Source organism: Actinomadura sp. CNU-125 (assembly GCF_001942465.1).
Taxonomy (GTDB): Bacteria; Actinomycetota; Actinomycetes; order Streptosporangiales; family Streptosporangiaceae; genus Spirillospora.
The window spans coordinates 15,720-30,739 of sequence record NZ_MKJY01000333.1 but is presented as its reverse complement, the minus strand read 5'-3'; the positions used below and the strand labels follow the sequence as shown (position 1 = coordinate 30,739).

Annotated in this window: 15 protein-coding genes and 2 pseudogenes; 9 read left to right on the top strand and 8 right to left on the bottom strand. The window is 69.7% G+C overall.

What is annotated here, in order from left to right; genetic code table 11:
- Nucleotides 1–4: 4 nt before the first annotated feature.
- Complete coding sequence (locus BJF79_RS31835; protein ID WP_143220474.1) at nt 5–712, top strand: hypothetical protein; 708 nt, start codon at nt 5–7, stop codon at nt 710–712.
- A gap of 11 nt (nt 713–723) precedes the next feature.
- On the opposite strand, the gene BJF79_RS31830 is transcribed toward BJF79_RS31835, so the two are convergent.
- Nucleotides 724–1,368, bottom strand: a complete 645-nt coding sequence (locus BJF79_RS31830) for a TetR/AcrR family transcriptional regulator (RefSeq protein WP_075902999.1) — start codon at nt 1,366–1,368, stop codon at nt 724–726.
- A 123-nt stretch (nt 1,369–1,491) separates the two neighbouring features.
- Between BJF79_RS31830 and BJF79_RS31825 the strand changes: the two genes are divergently transcribed.
- The 5 genes from BJF79_RS31825 to BJF79_RS31805 all read left to right on the top strand — a co-directional run bounded on the left by BJF79_RS31825 (nt 1,492) and on the right by BJF79_RS31805 (nt 4,684).
- Entirely contained in the window at nt 1,492–2,232 is a 741-nt protein-coding gene (locus BJF79_RS31825; RefSeq protein ID WP_075902997.1) for a hypothetical protein, read from the top strand.
- Nucleotides 2,229–3,008 carry a hypothetical protein gene (locus tag BJF79_RS31820; protein ID WP_075902995.1) on the top strand — a complete coding sequence of 260 codons (780 nt, stop codon included), beginning with the start codon at nt 2,229–2,231 and terminating at the stop codon, nt 3,006–3,008. The genes BJF79_RS31825 and BJF79_RS31820 overlap by 4 nt, the downstream gene beginning before the upstream one ends.
- Entirely contained in the window at nt 3,005–3,577 is a 573-nt protein-coding gene (locus BJF79_RS31815) for a cytochrome c oxidase subunit 3 (protein WP_075902993.1), read from the top strand. The genes BJF79_RS31820 and BJF79_RS31815 overlap by 4 nt, the downstream gene beginning before the upstream one ends.
- A gap of 3 nt (nt 3,578–3,580) precedes the next feature.
- Nucleotides 3,581–3,865, top strand: coding sequence for a cytochrome C oxidase subunit IV family protein (locus BJF79_RS31810; RefSeq protein ID WP_075902991.1), 285 nt, complete (start codon nt 3,581–3,583; stop codon nt 3,863–3,865).
- 336 nt (nt 3,866–4,201) lie between these two features.
- On the top strand, nt 4,202–4,684 hold the full coding sequence (locus tag BJF79_RS31805; protein WP_075902989.1) for a hypothetical protein: 483 nt from the start codon (nt 4,202–4,204) through the stop codon (nt 4,682–4,684).
- Nucleotides 4,685–4,780: 96 nt separating this feature from the next.
- On the opposite strand, the gene BJF79_RS31800 is transcribed toward BJF79_RS31805, so the two are convergent.
- The 5 genes and pseudogenes from BJF79_RS31800 to BJF79_RS62455 all read right to left on the bottom strand — a co-directional run.
- Complete coding sequence (locus tag BJF79_RS31800) at nt 4,781–6,856, bottom strand: glycoside hydrolase family 3 C-terminal domain-containing protein (RefSeq protein WP_262402826.1); 2,076 nt, start codon at nt 6,854–6,856, stop codon at nt 4,781–4,783.
- A gap of 239 nt (nt 6,857–7,095) precedes the next feature.
- A complete protein-coding gene (locus tag BJF79_RS62470) occupies nt 7,096–7,581 on the bottom strand; it encodes an MFS transporter (protein ID WP_075902986.1) in 486 nt (161 codons plus the stop codon).
- Between the two features lie 406 nt (nt 7,582–7,987).
- Nucleotides 7,988–8,251 carry a hypothetical protein gene (locus BJF79_RS62465; RefSeq protein ID WP_262402854.1) on the bottom strand — a complete coding sequence of 88 codons (264 nt, stop codon included), beginning with the start codon at nt 8,249–8,251 and terminating at the stop codon, nt 7,988–7,990.
- 159 nt (nt 8,252–8,410) lie between these two features.
- A pseudogene (locus BJF79_RS62460) lies at nt 8,411–8,482 on the bottom strand (hypothetical protein); the annotation flags it as partial.
- Between the two features lie 746 nt (nt 8,483–9,228).
- Nucleotides 9,229–10,296: pseudogene (locus BJF79_RS62455) on the bottom strand (glycoside hydrolase family 2 protein); the annotation flags it as partial.
- Between the two features lie 1,009 nt (nt 10,297–11,305).
- Between BJF79_RS62455 and BJF79_RS51760 the strand changes: the two are divergent.
- A complete protein-coding gene (locus BJF79_RS51760) occupies nt 11,306–11,839 on the top strand; it encodes a LacI family DNA-binding transcriptional regulator (protein ID WP_083734302.1) in 534 nt (177 codons plus the stop codon).
- Nucleotides 11,803–12,345 (top strand): LacI family DNA-binding transcriptional regulator, encoded by a 543-nt coding sequence (locus tag BJF79_RS51755; RefSeq protein WP_083734299.1) that lies wholly within the window; start codon nt 11,803–11,805, stop codon nt 12,343–12,345. The genes BJF79_RS51760 and BJF79_RS51755 overlap by 37 nt, the downstream gene beginning before the upstream one ends.
- A gap of 99 nt (nt 12,346–12,444) precedes the next feature.
- Here BJF79_RS51755 and BJF79_RS31780 read toward each other — a convergent pair whose 3' ends face one another.
- Complete coding sequence (locus BJF79_RS31780; protein WP_075902984.1) at nt 12,445–13,032, bottom strand: DUF6368 family protein; 588 nt, start codon at nt 13,030–13,032, stop codon at nt 12,445–12,447.
- Between the two features lie 362 nt (nt 13,033–13,394).
- Here BJF79_RS31780 and BJF79_RS31775 point away from each other — a divergent pair, with 362 nt between their 5' ends.
- Nucleotides 13,395–14,315: a TIGR03619 family F420-dependent LLM class oxidoreductase gene (locus tag BJF79_RS31775; RefSeq protein ID WP_075902982.1), complete on the top strand. Its 921-nt coding sequence runs from the start codon at nt 13,395–13,397 to the stop codon at nt 14,313–14,315.
- 66 nt (nt 14,316–14,381) lie between these two features.
- On the opposite strand, the gene BJF79_RS31770 is transcribed toward BJF79_RS31775, so the two are convergent.
- Nucleotides 14,382–14,999: a substrate-binding domain-containing protein gene (locus tag BJF79_RS31770; RefSeq protein WP_083734296.1), complete on the bottom strand. Its 618-nt coding sequence runs from the start codon at nt 14,997–14,999 to the stop codon at nt 14,382–14,384.
- Nucleotides 15,000–15,020: the final 21 nt, after the last annotated feature.

The following is a 15,020-nucleotide window of genomic DNA, read 5'->3' as shown; positions in this document are numbered from 1 at the left end:
TCGCGTGGCAGGCGGTGACCGGCGTTCGGTGGAGATCACGTTGCACTCGGCCGGGGGTTCGCCGAGCACCGTGTACCGCCTGAACGTCCGCGGTTCCCAGGCTTCGGTGAGTACCTTCGCGGACGTGGTCAACCGTGCGCTGCCCGCAAAGGATGCGGCCACCGGCCGAGACGGTGAAGCGCTGGTGCAGGTGGTCGCCGACCTTCGTTCTCGGCCCCGGCGCGTTCGGGGAGGTCTGCCGTTGAAGGCGGCCGTGTTCGCGGCGTTCTACGTGGCCGTGCTCACCCTCATGATCGTTGCCGGCGGGACGGGATGGGCGCTCTTGTGGGGCGTGGGCAGCCCCGCGCCAACGCTCGGGGGCGCGATCCTGTTCGGCTTTGTGAACTCGGAGGTGAGCAAGCGTCGAGTCCTGCGGCGCCGGGGCATCACGGTCGTGGCGACGCGGGTCGGTGAACTCGGCACGGTGTTCGAGTTCACCGACGCCGAGGGCGGCGAACGCGAAGTACGGCTCGACAGGTCGGATTACAGGGACGCCGAACGCATCGGTACCGGACCGGACCGCATCGAGATCACCTACGATCCACTCGATCCGGAGCACAGCGCCAGTGTGCTCACCGGACCCGCGCGTCTCGCGGTGGTCATGGCGAGCCTGATCGGAGCGGTGCTTCTGCTCGGTGGGCTCTTTCCGCTCATCGGCTTCCTGCTGCTCTGACGCGAACCTGTTCAGGGCGCCGGGGTTCCGCCGATCAGCACGCTGATCTCCTTGGCGAGGTCGTCGGCCAGGGACGGCTCGCATCGTCGGGCGGTCCACGACCTGATGCCGTCCCCGACCATGGTCTGGGCGATCCGGGCGGTGCGCTCCACATCGACGTCCGGGGGCAGTCGGCCGTCGCGCCGGGCCTGCTCGAAAGGTTCGCGGAAGAGGAAAGCGAGGTCGGCGTCGCCGCCGGCGTCGGTCAGAGTGCGCTGTTCGATCCGGTAGGTCTCGATGACGGCTTCGAAGACGAGGTCCGGAGGGTAGCGGCGCATGCCCCGTTCCAGGACGTCGATGACGGCGCGGATCAGGTCGACGAGTTCGTAGGGGCGCGCCGCGACGGCCCGGGCGGCGCGATGGGCGTCGCGCATGGTGAAGATCTCGATCTCCATGAGCACGTCCTCCCGGCGGGCGAAGTAGACGTAGAACAGTGCTTTGGAGACACCGGCGGCCTTGCAGATGTCGGTGACGGTGGTGTCGGCGAAGCCCTTGGTGCGCCAGAGGGCGAGTGCCGCCTGGACGATCGCGTCCCGGCTGGCCTGCGAACGCGCGCGCACCGGGACCGCCCGTCCCTGACCATGGTCAACCTTCGAACCGGGAGTGACTCGTGCCATGGCAGCGGATCCTAGCGCACCCAGATTATTGACCATCGTCAGGAAGTCGTGCATGCTCCAGCTGTGACAAGCCCCCTCACGCGTGAAGAGAACGTGCTTTCCATCTGAAGAGAAGAGGAAGGTATGCAGGTCCTCACCGAAAAAGAGGAGTCGGCCTTCTCGGCGCTGCGGGCCCAGCAGGTGATCCTGTGGTCCGCGCCCGTGCTCGCGCTCGTCCTGCTGGTGCTGTTCGTCGCCTTCCCTGGCTTCTTCCCGCCCATGTCTCCGAACATGAGCGCCGCCGAGGTCGGCGCGTTCTACCGGGACAACACCGGACTGATCCAGTTCAGCCAGGTCGGCTTCAACCTGTTCGGCATCCTGATCGTCCCGTTCTTCGTGCTGATCATGGTGCAGATGCAGCGGATGCGCAGCGAGAGCCACGTCTACGCCTTCTCCTACCTGACCTCCGTCGTGGCGGGCGCGACGCTGTTCGCGCTGTCGAACATCTTCTTCGCCGTCGCCGCGTTCCGGCCCGGACGGGGCGACGAACTGATCCAGGTGCTCAACGACCTGGCGTGGATCATCTTCATCGCGCCGATCGGCATGCTGGTCGCCCAGTTCGTCCTGCTGGCGCTCGCCGTCTACGCCGACGACCGCCGCGCGCCGATCTTCCCCCGCTGGGTGGCGCACTACGCCCTGGCGACCGCGCTGGCCATGGCGCCCTCGGCGGGTGCGGCGGTGGTGCGCCACGGTCCGCTGGCCTGGGACGGACTGGTGTCGTTCTGGCTGCGCAACGGCGCCTTCGCGCTCTTCGTCGTGGTGATGTTCTTCGTCGTGCGCACCGCGCTGCGCCGCCAGGCCGAGCAGGAGGGGGTGACGTCATGACGGACACGGCCGCCGCCCCTGCCCGGGAGGGCCCCGGCGGACCCGCGGAACACCGCCGCGCGGGCAAGCGGGAGGTGTGGCTCGCCTACTGGGCGTTCTCGGTCTTCTACACCGCCCTGACGGTCGGGATCTGCCTCCTCGGGCGGGCCACCCCGCCGCCCCGTCCGGACGTCACCGCCCTGCAGGCCGAGGCGTGGTTCGACAAGCACCAACTGGGCATCCAGGTCGGCTTCGTGTTCCTGCTGGTGATCGCCGGAGGCGCCGCGTTCTCCAATGGCATCATCGGCTACTTCATGAAGCGCATGTCGTCGGGCAGGATGCTCGCCTACGCGTACATCGCCGCCATGGGCGTGGGGGCCATCCCCGGGTTCCAGGTCCTGCTGGTCTGCTGGCTGACCGCGTCGTTCCGCCCCGACCGCTCCCCTGACATCCTCTACCTGCTCTATGACCTGGGGATGCTGTCCTACAACGGGTCTCTGGGCTGCTTCACCGCCGCGTACACCGTCCTGGCCATCGCCATCATCTACGACAAGAACAAGATCTTCCCCAAATGGTTCGCCTACGTGACCGTCTGGCAGATCGTCACCGAACTTCTCGCCAGCCAGATGTGGCTGTACCATTCCGGCGCCTTCGCCTGGAACGGCGCGATCACCCTTTACATCGCCATCGTCATCTTCGGCCTGTGGATCGTCTGCTTCCTGGCCCTGCTCCGCAAAGCCGCCCGTCGCGAAACCGCGGACACCCCCGCCCTCTACGAACTGGAGGGCACCCGATGACCATCGCGCGCACCCCGGCCCGGCAACGGCGTCTGCCCGGCGACGTGGACATGTGGGTGATGGTCCTTGGCGACCTGTTCTTCTTCGGCTGCTACTTCGTCACCTACATGGTCTTCCGCGCCATGTCCACCGAAGAGTTCACCGCCTCCCAGCAGCACCTGAACGTCGGCATCGGCGTCGTCAACACCGTCATCCTGCTCACCAGTTCCCTGTTCGCCGCCCTGGCCGTGCTCGCCGTCCGGGAAGAGGCGTTGCGGGACGCCCGGCGGCTGCTCGTGACCGCCGGCGCGTGCGGCGTCCTGTTCTCCCTGGTCAAGGTCTACGAGTGGTACGCCAAGCTCAGCCAGGGCCACACGATCCATGACGAGTTCTTCAGCTTCTACTACGTCCTCACCGGCGTCCACCTCGTCCACGTGGCGTTCGGTCTCCTCGCCCTGGGCATCGCGGTACGCGAGCTGCGCGCGCCCCACAGGCGACGACCCGCCATCGTCGAGCAGAGCGTCCTGTTCTGGCACATGATCGACCTGCTGTGGGTCGTCATCTTCGCCCTCCTCTACCTGATGAGGTGACCCGTGACCGCGCAGACCCGACGTGACAGGCGGGCGATCCTGGTCGCCTGGGCGGCCCTGTCGGCCACGACCGTCCTCGCCTGGCTCCTTTCCCCCGGCGAATCCCAGGCCCGAACGACCGTCGGCAAGGAGCTCGTCGCCGCCATCGTCGTCCTCGGCCTCATCAAATGCCGCCTGATCATCCACTACTTCATGGAAGTCCGCCACGCCCCCCGCCCGCTTCGGCTCGCCACCGACGCCTGGCTCGCCGTCCTCTGGCTCACCCTGCTCGTCATCTACCTGATCTGATCGCCCCTCTCGTCGATACGCACTTCACGGAACGAACTCTGCAATAAGAACACGGAAGCGGACCTTTTTCGGCGTCCGCGATTTAATAGCGCCCTAAAGTTGCGCGCCCCGTGAATCATCAAGGGATTTCTGAACAGGTATTGACGGGCCGAAGTCCGATGCTTATGTTCAATGTGCGACGCGTTGCCATAGAGGCCGGAACATCCTTTTCCCGGAACAGGCGGTTCCTGCTTCCACCTCCGATTCTCGTATCGGGCTCCTCCCGAGTGTGACGATACGCGAATTGGCGACCCCCTCCCCCGGGCGCCAACGCCCATCCTTGGAAAGAGGACTCCCATGTCCTACCGCACCAAGATCACCGCCATCGCCGCGACGTTCGCCGCGGCCGCGTTCACCGTCACCGCGACGGCCACCCCCGCCCTCGCCTGGACCCCGGGCCCCTTCACCGCCACCCTGAACGGCGACGTGGTCATCGACGCCGGCATCCCCGCCACCTGCACCGACTCCACCCTCTCGGGCACCGTGGACAGCGACGGCGACCTCACCATCACGGCGGCCGGCGTCGACGGCTGCGGCGTCCAGGTCACCCCCACCGGCCTGCCCTGGACCGGCAGCATCGCCGACGGCACCGCCGTCTTCACCGGCTTCACCATGAGCGCCATCGGCTGCACCTACCGGGGCGACCTCACCGGCACCTACAACGCCACCGACATCCCCGGGACCGCGTCCTTCACCGACCAGCCCGCCACCCGGACCAGCGGCTTCCTGTGCCCGTCCTCGGTGACGATCAGCGCCGCCTACGACTTCACCCAGCCGTGACCGGCCCGCCGACCCTAGCCGCGTGACGGCGCGTCGTGCCCCCGGACGGTACCGGGGGCACGGCGCGACACACGCAAGGCGTCCGGACGAACCGAGTCAGGCGCCGCCCGTGCGGACCCGCGTGAAAGCCGGGTCGAGGCGGTCGAGCAGCCGGTCGACGTCCGTGGTGTCCATGCGGTCTCCGCTCATCGCGATCAGGCGGTTCAGCGGCAGGGACTCGACCATGCGCAGGACGGTGGGGTCGGCGGCGACGGCCGATCCCTTCATCGTGCTCAGGGTCCGGAGCAGGACGGGGCCGCCCTCGGGGTGGGCCAGCCAGTCCTTGACGGGCGAGTCGCTCCGGAGCGGCCGGGGAAGCGCGGGAGCGTCCACCGTGAACCTGGCCGTGAGCCGCAGGTCGCGCGACGACGCACCGACGGCGATCTCGAAGTCGCCCGCCTCCAGCACCCAGCGGCTGTGGAGGGGGTGGTAGAAGGACAGGTCGCGGGCGTGCAGCTCGAACTCGACGGGCGCGGACGCGCCGGGCGCGAGCTCGATCTTGGTGAACGCCTTGAGCTCCCGGACGGGACGGTCGACGGAGCTTTCGGCATCGCCGACGTACACCTGCACCACTTCCTTGCCGGTCATCGATCCGGTGTTGGTCACGGTGAGGCGCACCCGGACGGCGACGTCGTCGCCGCGTCCCTCGACCGTCGCGTGCAGGCCGGAGTAGGCGAAGGCGGTGTAGGACAGGCCGTGCCCGAAGGGGTAGACGACGCTCATCTCTCGCGCGTCGTAGTAGCGATACCCGACGTAGATGCGTTCGCCGTAGGCGACGGTGCCGTCGGCGCCGGGGAAGTCCAGGTAGGACGGGTTGTCCTGCAGGCGCATCGGGATGCTCTCGGCCAGCCGGCCGCACGGGTTGGCGCGGCCGAACAGCAGGTCGGCGATCGCGCCGCCGCCCGCCTGGCCGTTCAGCCAGCCCGCCAGCACGGCCTCGGCGTGGTGCCGCCAGGACGCGGCCTCGACCGCTCCGCCGTTAGCGAGGACGACCACCACGTCGCGTCCCGTCCTCGCCACGGCCTCCAGCAGGCGGAGCTGGACGTCGGGGAGGCCGATGTGCTCTCGGTCGAGACCTTCGCTCTCCTCTCCCTCGGGCAGCCCGAGGAACATGACGGCGACGTCCGCCGCGGCGGCCGCGGACACCGCGTCGTCGAACAGGGTCACGTCGTCGTCCCCGCTCAGGGTGAATCCGGGCGAGAATGACAGGCGAAGGTCCGCACCGGCGGCCTCGGTCAGGGCGTCGAGGGCGCGGTCGACCCGGGTGGGGTTGACCTGGGAGCTGCCCGCCCCCTGGAAGCGCGGCGTGCGGGCGAACTCGCCGATGACCGCCACGCTCATGCGGGCGGCGGGGTCCAGCGGCAGGACCGCGTCGTCGTTCTTCAGCAGGACGGCCGACTCGGCGGCGGCCGTCCTGGCGAGGAGGTGGTGACGGTCGAAGTCGACGGGCCCGGCCGGGGCGGTCGGCTCCGCGCGGTCGAGGAGTTCCAGGACGCGCGCGGCGGCACGGTCGAGCACGGCCTCGTCGAGCCGCCCGGATTCGACCGCTTCGACCAGCCGTGCCGCGCTGGAACCGTTCGTGGTGGGCATCTCCAGGTCGAGGCCGGCGGCGACGGCGGCGACCGGGTCGGCGACGGCGCCCCAGTCCGACACCACCGCGCCGTCGAATCCCCACTCCCCGCGCAGCACCTCGGTGAGCAGCCAGTGGTTCTCGGACGCGGAGACGCCGTTGATCCGGTTGTAGGCCGCCATCACCGTCCATGGACGGGCCGTGGCGACGATGTGCTCGAACGCGGCGAGGTAGATCTCGCGGAGCGTGCGCTCGTCGACTTCGGCGCTGACGAGCATCCGGTCGGTCTCCTGGTTGTTGGCGGCGAAGTGCTTCACCGAGGCGCCCACGCCCCTGCTCTGCACGCCGCGTACCCAGGCCGCTCCCAGGTGTCCGCTCAGGCACGGGTCTTCGGAGAAGTACTCGAAGTTGCGCCCGCACAGGGGCGACCTCTTGATGTTGACGCCCGGCCCCAGCAGCACCGCGACCCCGGCGGCTCGCGCTTCGGCGCCGAGCGCCCGTCCGATCCGGTCGAGCAGGTCGCGTCCCAGGACGAACCGAGGGCCGCCGCCGTGGGGAAGCACGTGCCCGCGACGCCCGCGTCGAAGGCGAACGCCTCGACGTCCGGAGGGAGTTTCCGCACGCCGTGCGGGCCGTCGGTCAGCGTGATCGGGGAAATCCCGCGGCGTTCGACGGCCGCGGTCTCCCAGGCATTCCTGCCTGAAAGCAGCATGGCCTTCTCGGGCAGGGTCAGGGCCGTGAGGACGTCGGCCGTGTTCGTGTCGCTCTGCACAGAGGATCCTTCCGGGTGATGTCGGCCCGATCAGCGGACGGACTTGATGCGGGTGGCGACCACCACGCCGCTGAGCAGGGTGAGGGCCGCCGCCGTGAGGTAGAGCAGGGTGTAGTTCTTCTCGCCGCGGGACGCCCCGACCGCCAGGAAGAGCGGTGCGACGAGGGGAGCCGGCCCCTGCGCCATCGACGTCGAGAAGCCGTAGATGCCGGTGAAGCGGCCCGCGTCGGTCTCCCGTTCGGGCAGCACGTCCAGCATGAGCGCCTGGTCGACCGCCGCGAACAGGCCGAGGCCCAGGTTGCCCAGGACCGCGCCGGCCACGTTGAGCGGCAGGCCCGCGGCGAAGGCCATGACCGTGGCCCCCGCGGCGAACGCGCACCCGCCCGCCAGGACGAAGACGCGGCGGCGGCGCAGCCGGTCGGACAGGAAACCGCCGCCGAGGGCGCCGAGCATCGTGGCGAAGATGCCGCCCCCGGCCACGACGGCGACCGCGCCCGCGGCCTCCTCGACGCTCACGTACCAAGCGGCCGGCCAGGAAGAACGCCAGGAAGGTGGTGTTGAAGACAACGCCGAACATGAACGGGTACTGCACGGGCCCGCGCGCGGACTCGTAGGTCGACATGGCGTCGTCGAGGACGAACCCGTCGGGGTTCGGCATCGAGTGCCATCCCCAGGTTGACATCGTCGCTGTGTTCACCGCCGTCCGTCCCGCGGCTTGGGCGGCGGCCTGGTCGTGGAAGGCGGTGAAGGTCTGCATGCCGGTGATGTCGGCGGTGTAGGCGAAGTCGCCGTTGCCGACCGTCAGCGCCTGCGCGGGGTCGGGTTCCGCCAGTTCCACGGTGTGGCGGCGCACCACCGCCTGTCGGTCGATCATCGTCGTCTTTCGGTGGGGGCCTGGTGGAGCGTTGGGCGGCCGCGTCCGTTATTCGACGGCGACCGCGATCTCGACCGGTTCGCATTCCGGTGCGGTGGCCAGCAGGCGGATCTTTCCTGGGCCGGTCGGACGCAGGACGGCCAGCGCTCGTCCCTCGTAGGTGGTGTGCTCGGTCGCGTCGAACCGTTCCTCGGTCGCCGGGGCGGCGCTGCCGAACCCGGCGAGGACGCCCGCGCCGGAGACGTCCACGCGCACCGTCCGGTCGGCCGCCGGATGGACCGTTCCGTATTCGTCGGTCAGCGTGAACGTCACGAACGCCAGATCGCCGTCGGCGGTCGTGACGGCCGGACGGTCGGCCTCGACGCGCAGTCGCAGCGGCCCCTCGGCGGTGCGCAGGACGTGGCGTCCGGACTCGGCGCCGTTCCGGTAGGCGACGGCCACCAGTTCGCCCGGCGCGTAGACCGTCTCGAACTCGGCGCGGAACCGCCGTCCGGCTCCGGCGGGCCGTCGTCCGAGCGAGGCGCCGTTGACGAGGAGCTCCACCTCGTCCGCGTCGCTGTAGACCTCGACGGTGATGGGCGAGCCTTCGAAACCGGGCCACGTCCAACTGGAAACGGTGTCGCTCCACGCCCACGGGCTTCCGCCCCAGGTCTTCCCGTGGTGTTCCGGGCGCCGGACGGCGACGTAGGGAGCGCGGCGCAGGCCGAAGACGATCTGGCGGTAGTAGGAGACGGGACGCCGGTGGCCGGTGATGTCCAGATCGCCGCAACCGGCCAGCAGGCCGGGGTAGGGCGCCACGTGGGACGGCCGGGGCGACTCGGGTGTGAGGTACTGCGGACGTCCGAGGCCGACCTCGCCCAGGTAGTCCCAGCCGGTCCAGGTGAAGTCGCCGATGACGTGGTCGTACTGCTCGACCAGCTTCCAGTTGCCGTCGATCCGGGTGGGGAAGGTCTCCGAGCCCACGATGATCCGGTTGGGGAAAGTTCCCGGTCCATCGCGTAGCGGCTCTCGGAGTAGTTCATCCCGGCGACGTCCAGCACGGAGTACGTCTCGGCGGTGCGCTCGGTCACCAGGTCCGAGACGGCGACCCTGTTCATTATGTCGCCCGCGTCGGCCATGACGGTGTTGATGCCCGCCTCCTCGGCACCGGGCCCGGGCGCCTCCTCTTCCCGGGCCGCTCGCCGCGTCTTCAGAACCTCGGGCAGCACGGCCAGCATGTTGTTCACGCCGTTGGTGACGAACCGGGTGCCGTCCAGCTCACGGACCTTCTCGGCGAGCCTGCGCCCCCACACGGCCCCGACGGCCGACCCGGTCTCGGGGATCTCGTTGCCGATCGAGTACATGACGACGCTGGGATGGTTGACGTCCTTGGCGACCATCGCCTCGATGTCGCGTTCCCACCACTCGGGGAAGTGCAGGCTGTAGTCGAACTCGGACTTGCCCGACGTCCACATGTCGAACGCCTCGTCCATCACCAGGACGCCGAGCCGGTCGCAGGCGTCCAGCATCGCCTTGCTCATCGGATGGTGTGACATGCGGATCGCGTTGAACCCCGCGTCCTTCAGCAGTTCCACCCGCCGTTCCTCGGCGCGGGCGAACGTGGCCGCGCCGAGCACCCCGTCGTCGTGGTGGACGCACGCGCCGCGCAGCTTGACCGTCCGGCCGTTGACGCGCACCCCGTACCGCGGATCGAGCTGCAGCGTCCGGACGCCGAAGACGACCTCCTCGGCGTCGACCTCCGCCGCTCCCTCCCGCAGGCTCGACCGGCAGGTGTAGAGGGACGGCGACTCGGTGCTCCACAGCGCCGGGTCGAAGACGTACAGGCGCGGACGGGCGGTCGCCGGCTCGCCCGGAAGCACCGTGACCTTCGAGACGTCGGTGGCGACGGCGGCGCCGGTCGCGTCCCGGATCTCGGTGACCAGGTCGAGGGTACGGATCGTCCGCGCGTCGTTCTCGACCGTGACCGCGACCTCCACCACGGCCCGGTCGCGGTCGATGTCGGGCGTGGTGACGCGGACGCCGTCGAGCGCGAACCGCGCCGTGCCGCCGACGAGCATCCAGACGTCGCGGTAGATTCCCGCGCCGGTGTACCAGCGGGAGTCGCGGTGGGCGCGCGCTTCGACCCGGATCTCGTTGTCCTGCCCGAAGCGGAGGAACCGGTCGGCGTCGATGTGGAAGTGGGAGTAGCCGTAGGGGCGCTGCCCCGCGTAGTCGCCGTTGATGTGGACGGTCGCGTCGCGGTAGACGCCTTCGAACTCGAAGAAGATCCGCCCGTCCCGGTGCTCCTCCGGCACGAAGAATGTCTTGCGGTATTCGAACGCGCCGCCGGGGAAGTAGGCCCCGGCCCCGTTCTCCATGGTGGCCGCACCCTGCGGCGCGACCCGGTCCTGTTCGATCATCGCGTCCTGCGGCAGCGTCACCGGCCGGTACTCGGCGGAGGCGCCGGACAGTTCGGCGAAGGGGTTGACCTTCGGCCGGGTCTGCCAGCCGTCGTTGAACGAATTGCGGATCATGAGAGCTCGTCTTTCTCGGGTCGCCGGGCCCGCGCCGGGGTTTCCGGCCGCGTTCAACGTGTTCGGGTCCGTGAGGGACGCGCGCGCTTTCGCCCGCTCCTCGCTCGTCCCGGGTTCTGCCTGGGCACGCTCCCCGCCGAGGGCGACGGGGGCGGCCGTCAGATGCTCCAGAACCTGCGCGCAGACCTCGGCCGGAACGTCCGGCAGCCACCGGTCGGCCAGCGCGATGTAGAGGTCCTTCGAGATCTGAGACCGGTAGGACGTGCCGGTGCCGTCGCCGGGGTGCGCGTCGCCCAGGAGCGTCCAGGGGCCGTGGTAGGTGTCGGCGACCGCGACCTCGCTCGGGTTGGGGACGTAGCCGGAGGTGCCAAAGGTGAACAGGTAGTGCTTGGCACCGCGGCGGAAGTGGGCCGGTGCCTCGCGGACGAACGGCGGGCGCGGCCGCGGGAAGTGCGTGGAGTAGTAGCCGGTCGTGTCCGTGTGGTCCGCGGTGAGGTCGGCGCAGACCAGCTCGCTGTGGACGCGCTCGAAGGAGCCGGGGGCCGACTGGACGGCGATCGCGAGCTTCTCGGTGCCCTGCGACCCGTCGGACGCTCCGTCGGTGCACGCCGCCGTCAGCGGCAGTACGGCCGCAGCGCCTGGTTGCGGCGAGCATCCGGGCCGTCGTCGGAGCGGTTTGAGGGCGATGGACATGGAACTCCCTGTGGGGTGGCCTGGGGTGGGCCGGGCAGAGGAGCTAATGCACATTAGTAATGCGAATTAGTAGAGTAGATCCGTCCCTCGGAACACACAAGACGAAGGATCCGTGACCGGCGAGACACCGGCTGCGCATAACGCCTGAGGGCGATCAGCCGTGAAGCGGGACGTCCTACCATGGGACGACGTCGGAGAGATCGGCGTCCCAGCGACGAGAGACCATGACGCGACCTGCCAACGCCCCACCAGCTCCGATGTCGCACGAGCCGCCGGAGTGTCCCAGACCACGGTGAGCTTCGTGCTCAACAACAGGCCGGGGCAGTCGATCCCCGAGGAGACCAGACGCCGTGTCCTGGACGCGGCGCGGCGTCTGGACTACCGTCCGCACGCCTCCGCCCGCGCCCTGGCCGCCGGACGCAGCGACATCGTCCTGCTGTCCATTCCCGACCTGCCCATCGGCCAGGGCATCAGCCGCTTCGTCGAGGGACTGGCCGCGGCGCTCGCCGACCACGGGCTCACCCTGGTCACCCACCTCGCCGGAGTACGCGGGCGCCCCCTGGCGACGTGTGCGCCTCGGTCGGCGCCTCCGCCGTCGTCGGTTTCGACGCCTTCGACTCCGACACCGTCCAGGCGCTGCACCGGGCGGGAGCCCACGTGGTCCTGCCGTCCCTCCCCGCGGGCGCCCCGGTGATGCATCCGGTCGGCCGCGTCCAGGCCGAACACCTCATCGCCCGCGGCCACCGGCGCATCGGCTACGCCCTGCCCGCCCACGAGGGGCTGCTCCCCATGGCCGAGGAACGCCTGCAGGGAGTCGCCGCGGCCTGCACCGACGCCGGCGTCCACCCGCCCCTCGCACTCGGCACGAGCCTGGACGCCGACAGCGCGGCCCGCGCCGTCGCGCAGTGGCGCGAGCACTCGGTGACGGGTGTGTGCGCGTTCAACGACGAGACCGCGATCGCGGTCCTGGCCGGGATGCGCGAACACGGCCTGGCCGTCCCCGCGGACATCGCGGTCGTCGGCGCCGACGACATCCCCACGGCGCGCCTGACCTCGCCCCCGCTCACCACGGTCGCCTTCGACATGGACCAGGCGGTCGAGCGTCGGGCCATGGCCATCGTGGCCGAGCTCTCCGGCGGCCGAGAGGTCATCGAAAGCACGAAGCTCGACCCCCGGATCGTGCCGCGCGAATCCACCTGAGACCAGGTGAGCTCCGGGACGGTCGTCCTCCGATATGGGCGTCACCGCAGGTAAGGCCCGCTGCCTTACGGCGCGAAACGCCGATCACCGCTCCGGCAGCTACTTGATCATGCGGAAGCGGGGATGCTCCAGCCAGGCGGCGAGGAACTCGGCGTCGCCGATGTGCTGCACCCAGGGCGTCTCCCGCGCCGTCTGGTAGCGCAGCCCGTGCAGGGTTCCGGGGAGTGCGCCGATCGCGGTATCGATGGACGCCAGCAGTACCTCGCTCTGTCCCGCGTCGGGTTCGAGGTAGGGCACGCCGGACGGGAGGGGGCCCGCTATCAGGGCCCCGCAGAAGTCGATGAGCGCATCGAATCGGCGGGCCAGCGTCAGGCACAGGCGGCCCAGGACGAGGTGGTCGCCGTCCCCATTGGCCATCGCATAGATGCTGATCACCTCGGCGGGCCGGTAGCCGATCACGCGGGGCAGCTCCGGGGAGTCGGGGTCGTCCGTCCAGGGCTCGCGGTCGATGCCGAACGAGCCCGAGACGAGAGCGTCCGGCGGCGCACCGATCATGGCGGGCTCCCGGAGGCCCCACAGGTCGTCCCCGAACGACTCGAACGCCTCCCCCCGCCAGGCGTCGAAGGCCGTCGCCTCCCCACCGGTCAGAGTGGCGCGCAACAACACGTCGGCGACAGGCCCGGCCATGTCATCTCCTCGAACGCGGAAGCAGAACGATCACCCAGCATTCCGCAGATCCTGAACAGTCGACGGCGCGGACGTAGGCGCTCCAGGCCGCCACCGGGGCGGTGAGCACGCCACCTTGCCGGAAGTAGCATTCTTAATTTGGAGAATGCTAATCTCATCCAATATTCGAGAGCGGAGGTCGGGTGAACGTCACAGCGCCGCCGACCGGCCGCCCCTACGGCGGAAGGGCGTGGGCGCCCGCCTTCAACGTCCGGGTTGTGAAGCGGGAGAGACACGTGGGCTCGGTCGAGCCGATTACCGCGGTGCTTCGCGACGCCACCGCCCTCGTGCCGTGAACACGACCGGCGACGAAAGGAGGCAACGTGAAGTTGGGGTTCGCGATGCCGCATCTGCTGCGGCTGAAGGCGACCTGCCAACCGTGGGAGGCCGCGGTGACCGGCGCCGACCAGACACGCCTGGCGAAGTGGGCCGAGAAGCTGGGCTACGCCATGATCAGCGTACCCGAGCACCACATCATTCCGCGGGCCCACCTCGAACTGTCCGGCCCTCACTATTTCAGCGCCTATCCGACGATGGCATATCTGGCCGGGGCGACCGAGCGGATCCGGGTCAACTCCTGCATCGCGATCCTGCCGGCGCAGCACCCCATCGTCACGGCCAAGGCACTGTCCAGCATCGACTGGTTGTCGGGCGGCCGGGTCACGGTCACCTTCGGGGTCGGGTGGCTGAAAGAAGAGTTCGACCTGCTCGGCGTGCCCTTCCACGAGCGCGGCGCGATGAGCGAGGAGTACATCCAGGCGATCATCGAGTTGTGGACCAAGGAGGAGCCGCAGTTCGAGGGCCGGTACGTCTCCTTCCGCGATGTGGCGTTCGAACCCAAGCCCGTCCAGTCTCCGCACGTGCCGGTGTGGTTCGGCGGCGACGCCGATCCCGTGCTCAAGCGCGTCGGCCGCTACGCATCGGGCTGGTGGCCGTTCCTGACCGAACCCGAGGACATTCCCGCCCGGCTGGAGTTCATCAGATCCCAGCCCGACTACGCAGGCAGACTGACGGAAGTCTTCTACGGTTTCGCCACCTCGCGGGTCGGGGAAGGGCATGCCGTGCGGGACGACCCACGCGCCCGGCCGGGCATGACCAAGCAGGAGATCATCGACCGCCTCGGCTGGTTCTCCGAACTGGGCGTGACGATCAGTTCCGTCCCCATTCCCCAGATCCAGCACATCCAGGAGTACTTCGACTACACCCAATGGGTCGCCGAAGAAATCATGCCCGCGATCGCCTAGCTTCGGCTCCCGGCTCTCGCGGGTGCCCCACCAGCCGGGCACCCGGCGCCTGCAGAACTCTCGGTATCAGGTGGATTCCCGCAGCACGACGCGGGAAGGCTCGGGTGTCGTGTCGTCGGTCCGGAGCCCGAGCGCCTGCCGGGCCGCGCGGCGCCCGTAGGCGGGTGCGTCGATGTGCACGCTCGTCAGCGCCGGTACGGCCAGCTGTGCTTGCGGGCTGTCGTCCAGGCCGATGACGGCGAGCCGGTCCGGCACGGGAATGCCTAGGTCGTGGGCGGCCGCGAGGACGCGCAGTGCCGCCTCGTCCCCGAACGCGCCGACGGCCGTCACGTCCGGGTGCTCGGCCAGCAACGCGCGGAGCGCGGCGGTAGCCCCGGCTCGGGCGGGCGGCACGAGCACGGGCCGGAGCGCGGGGATCCCCAGCATGGCGGCCACCTCGGTCACGTGGCGGCGGTGGACGCCGGTGAGCGGACCGTCGTCGGGCAGCGCCAGCGCGATCTCCCGGTGGCCCCGGCCGACCAGGTGCCGGATCTGGACCTCGATGTGCGCGGCGAGCCCGTCGACCCACCCTCCGTCGAAGGCGTTGCCGTCGGCGTACATCTCACCGAAGCTGATCATCGCGCGCGGCCGGAGCGCGTCGAGGACCGGCTGGAGCTCGCCCGTCCCGCCCGGCCGTACCAGCACGGGAAGCGGTCTCGGAGAGGC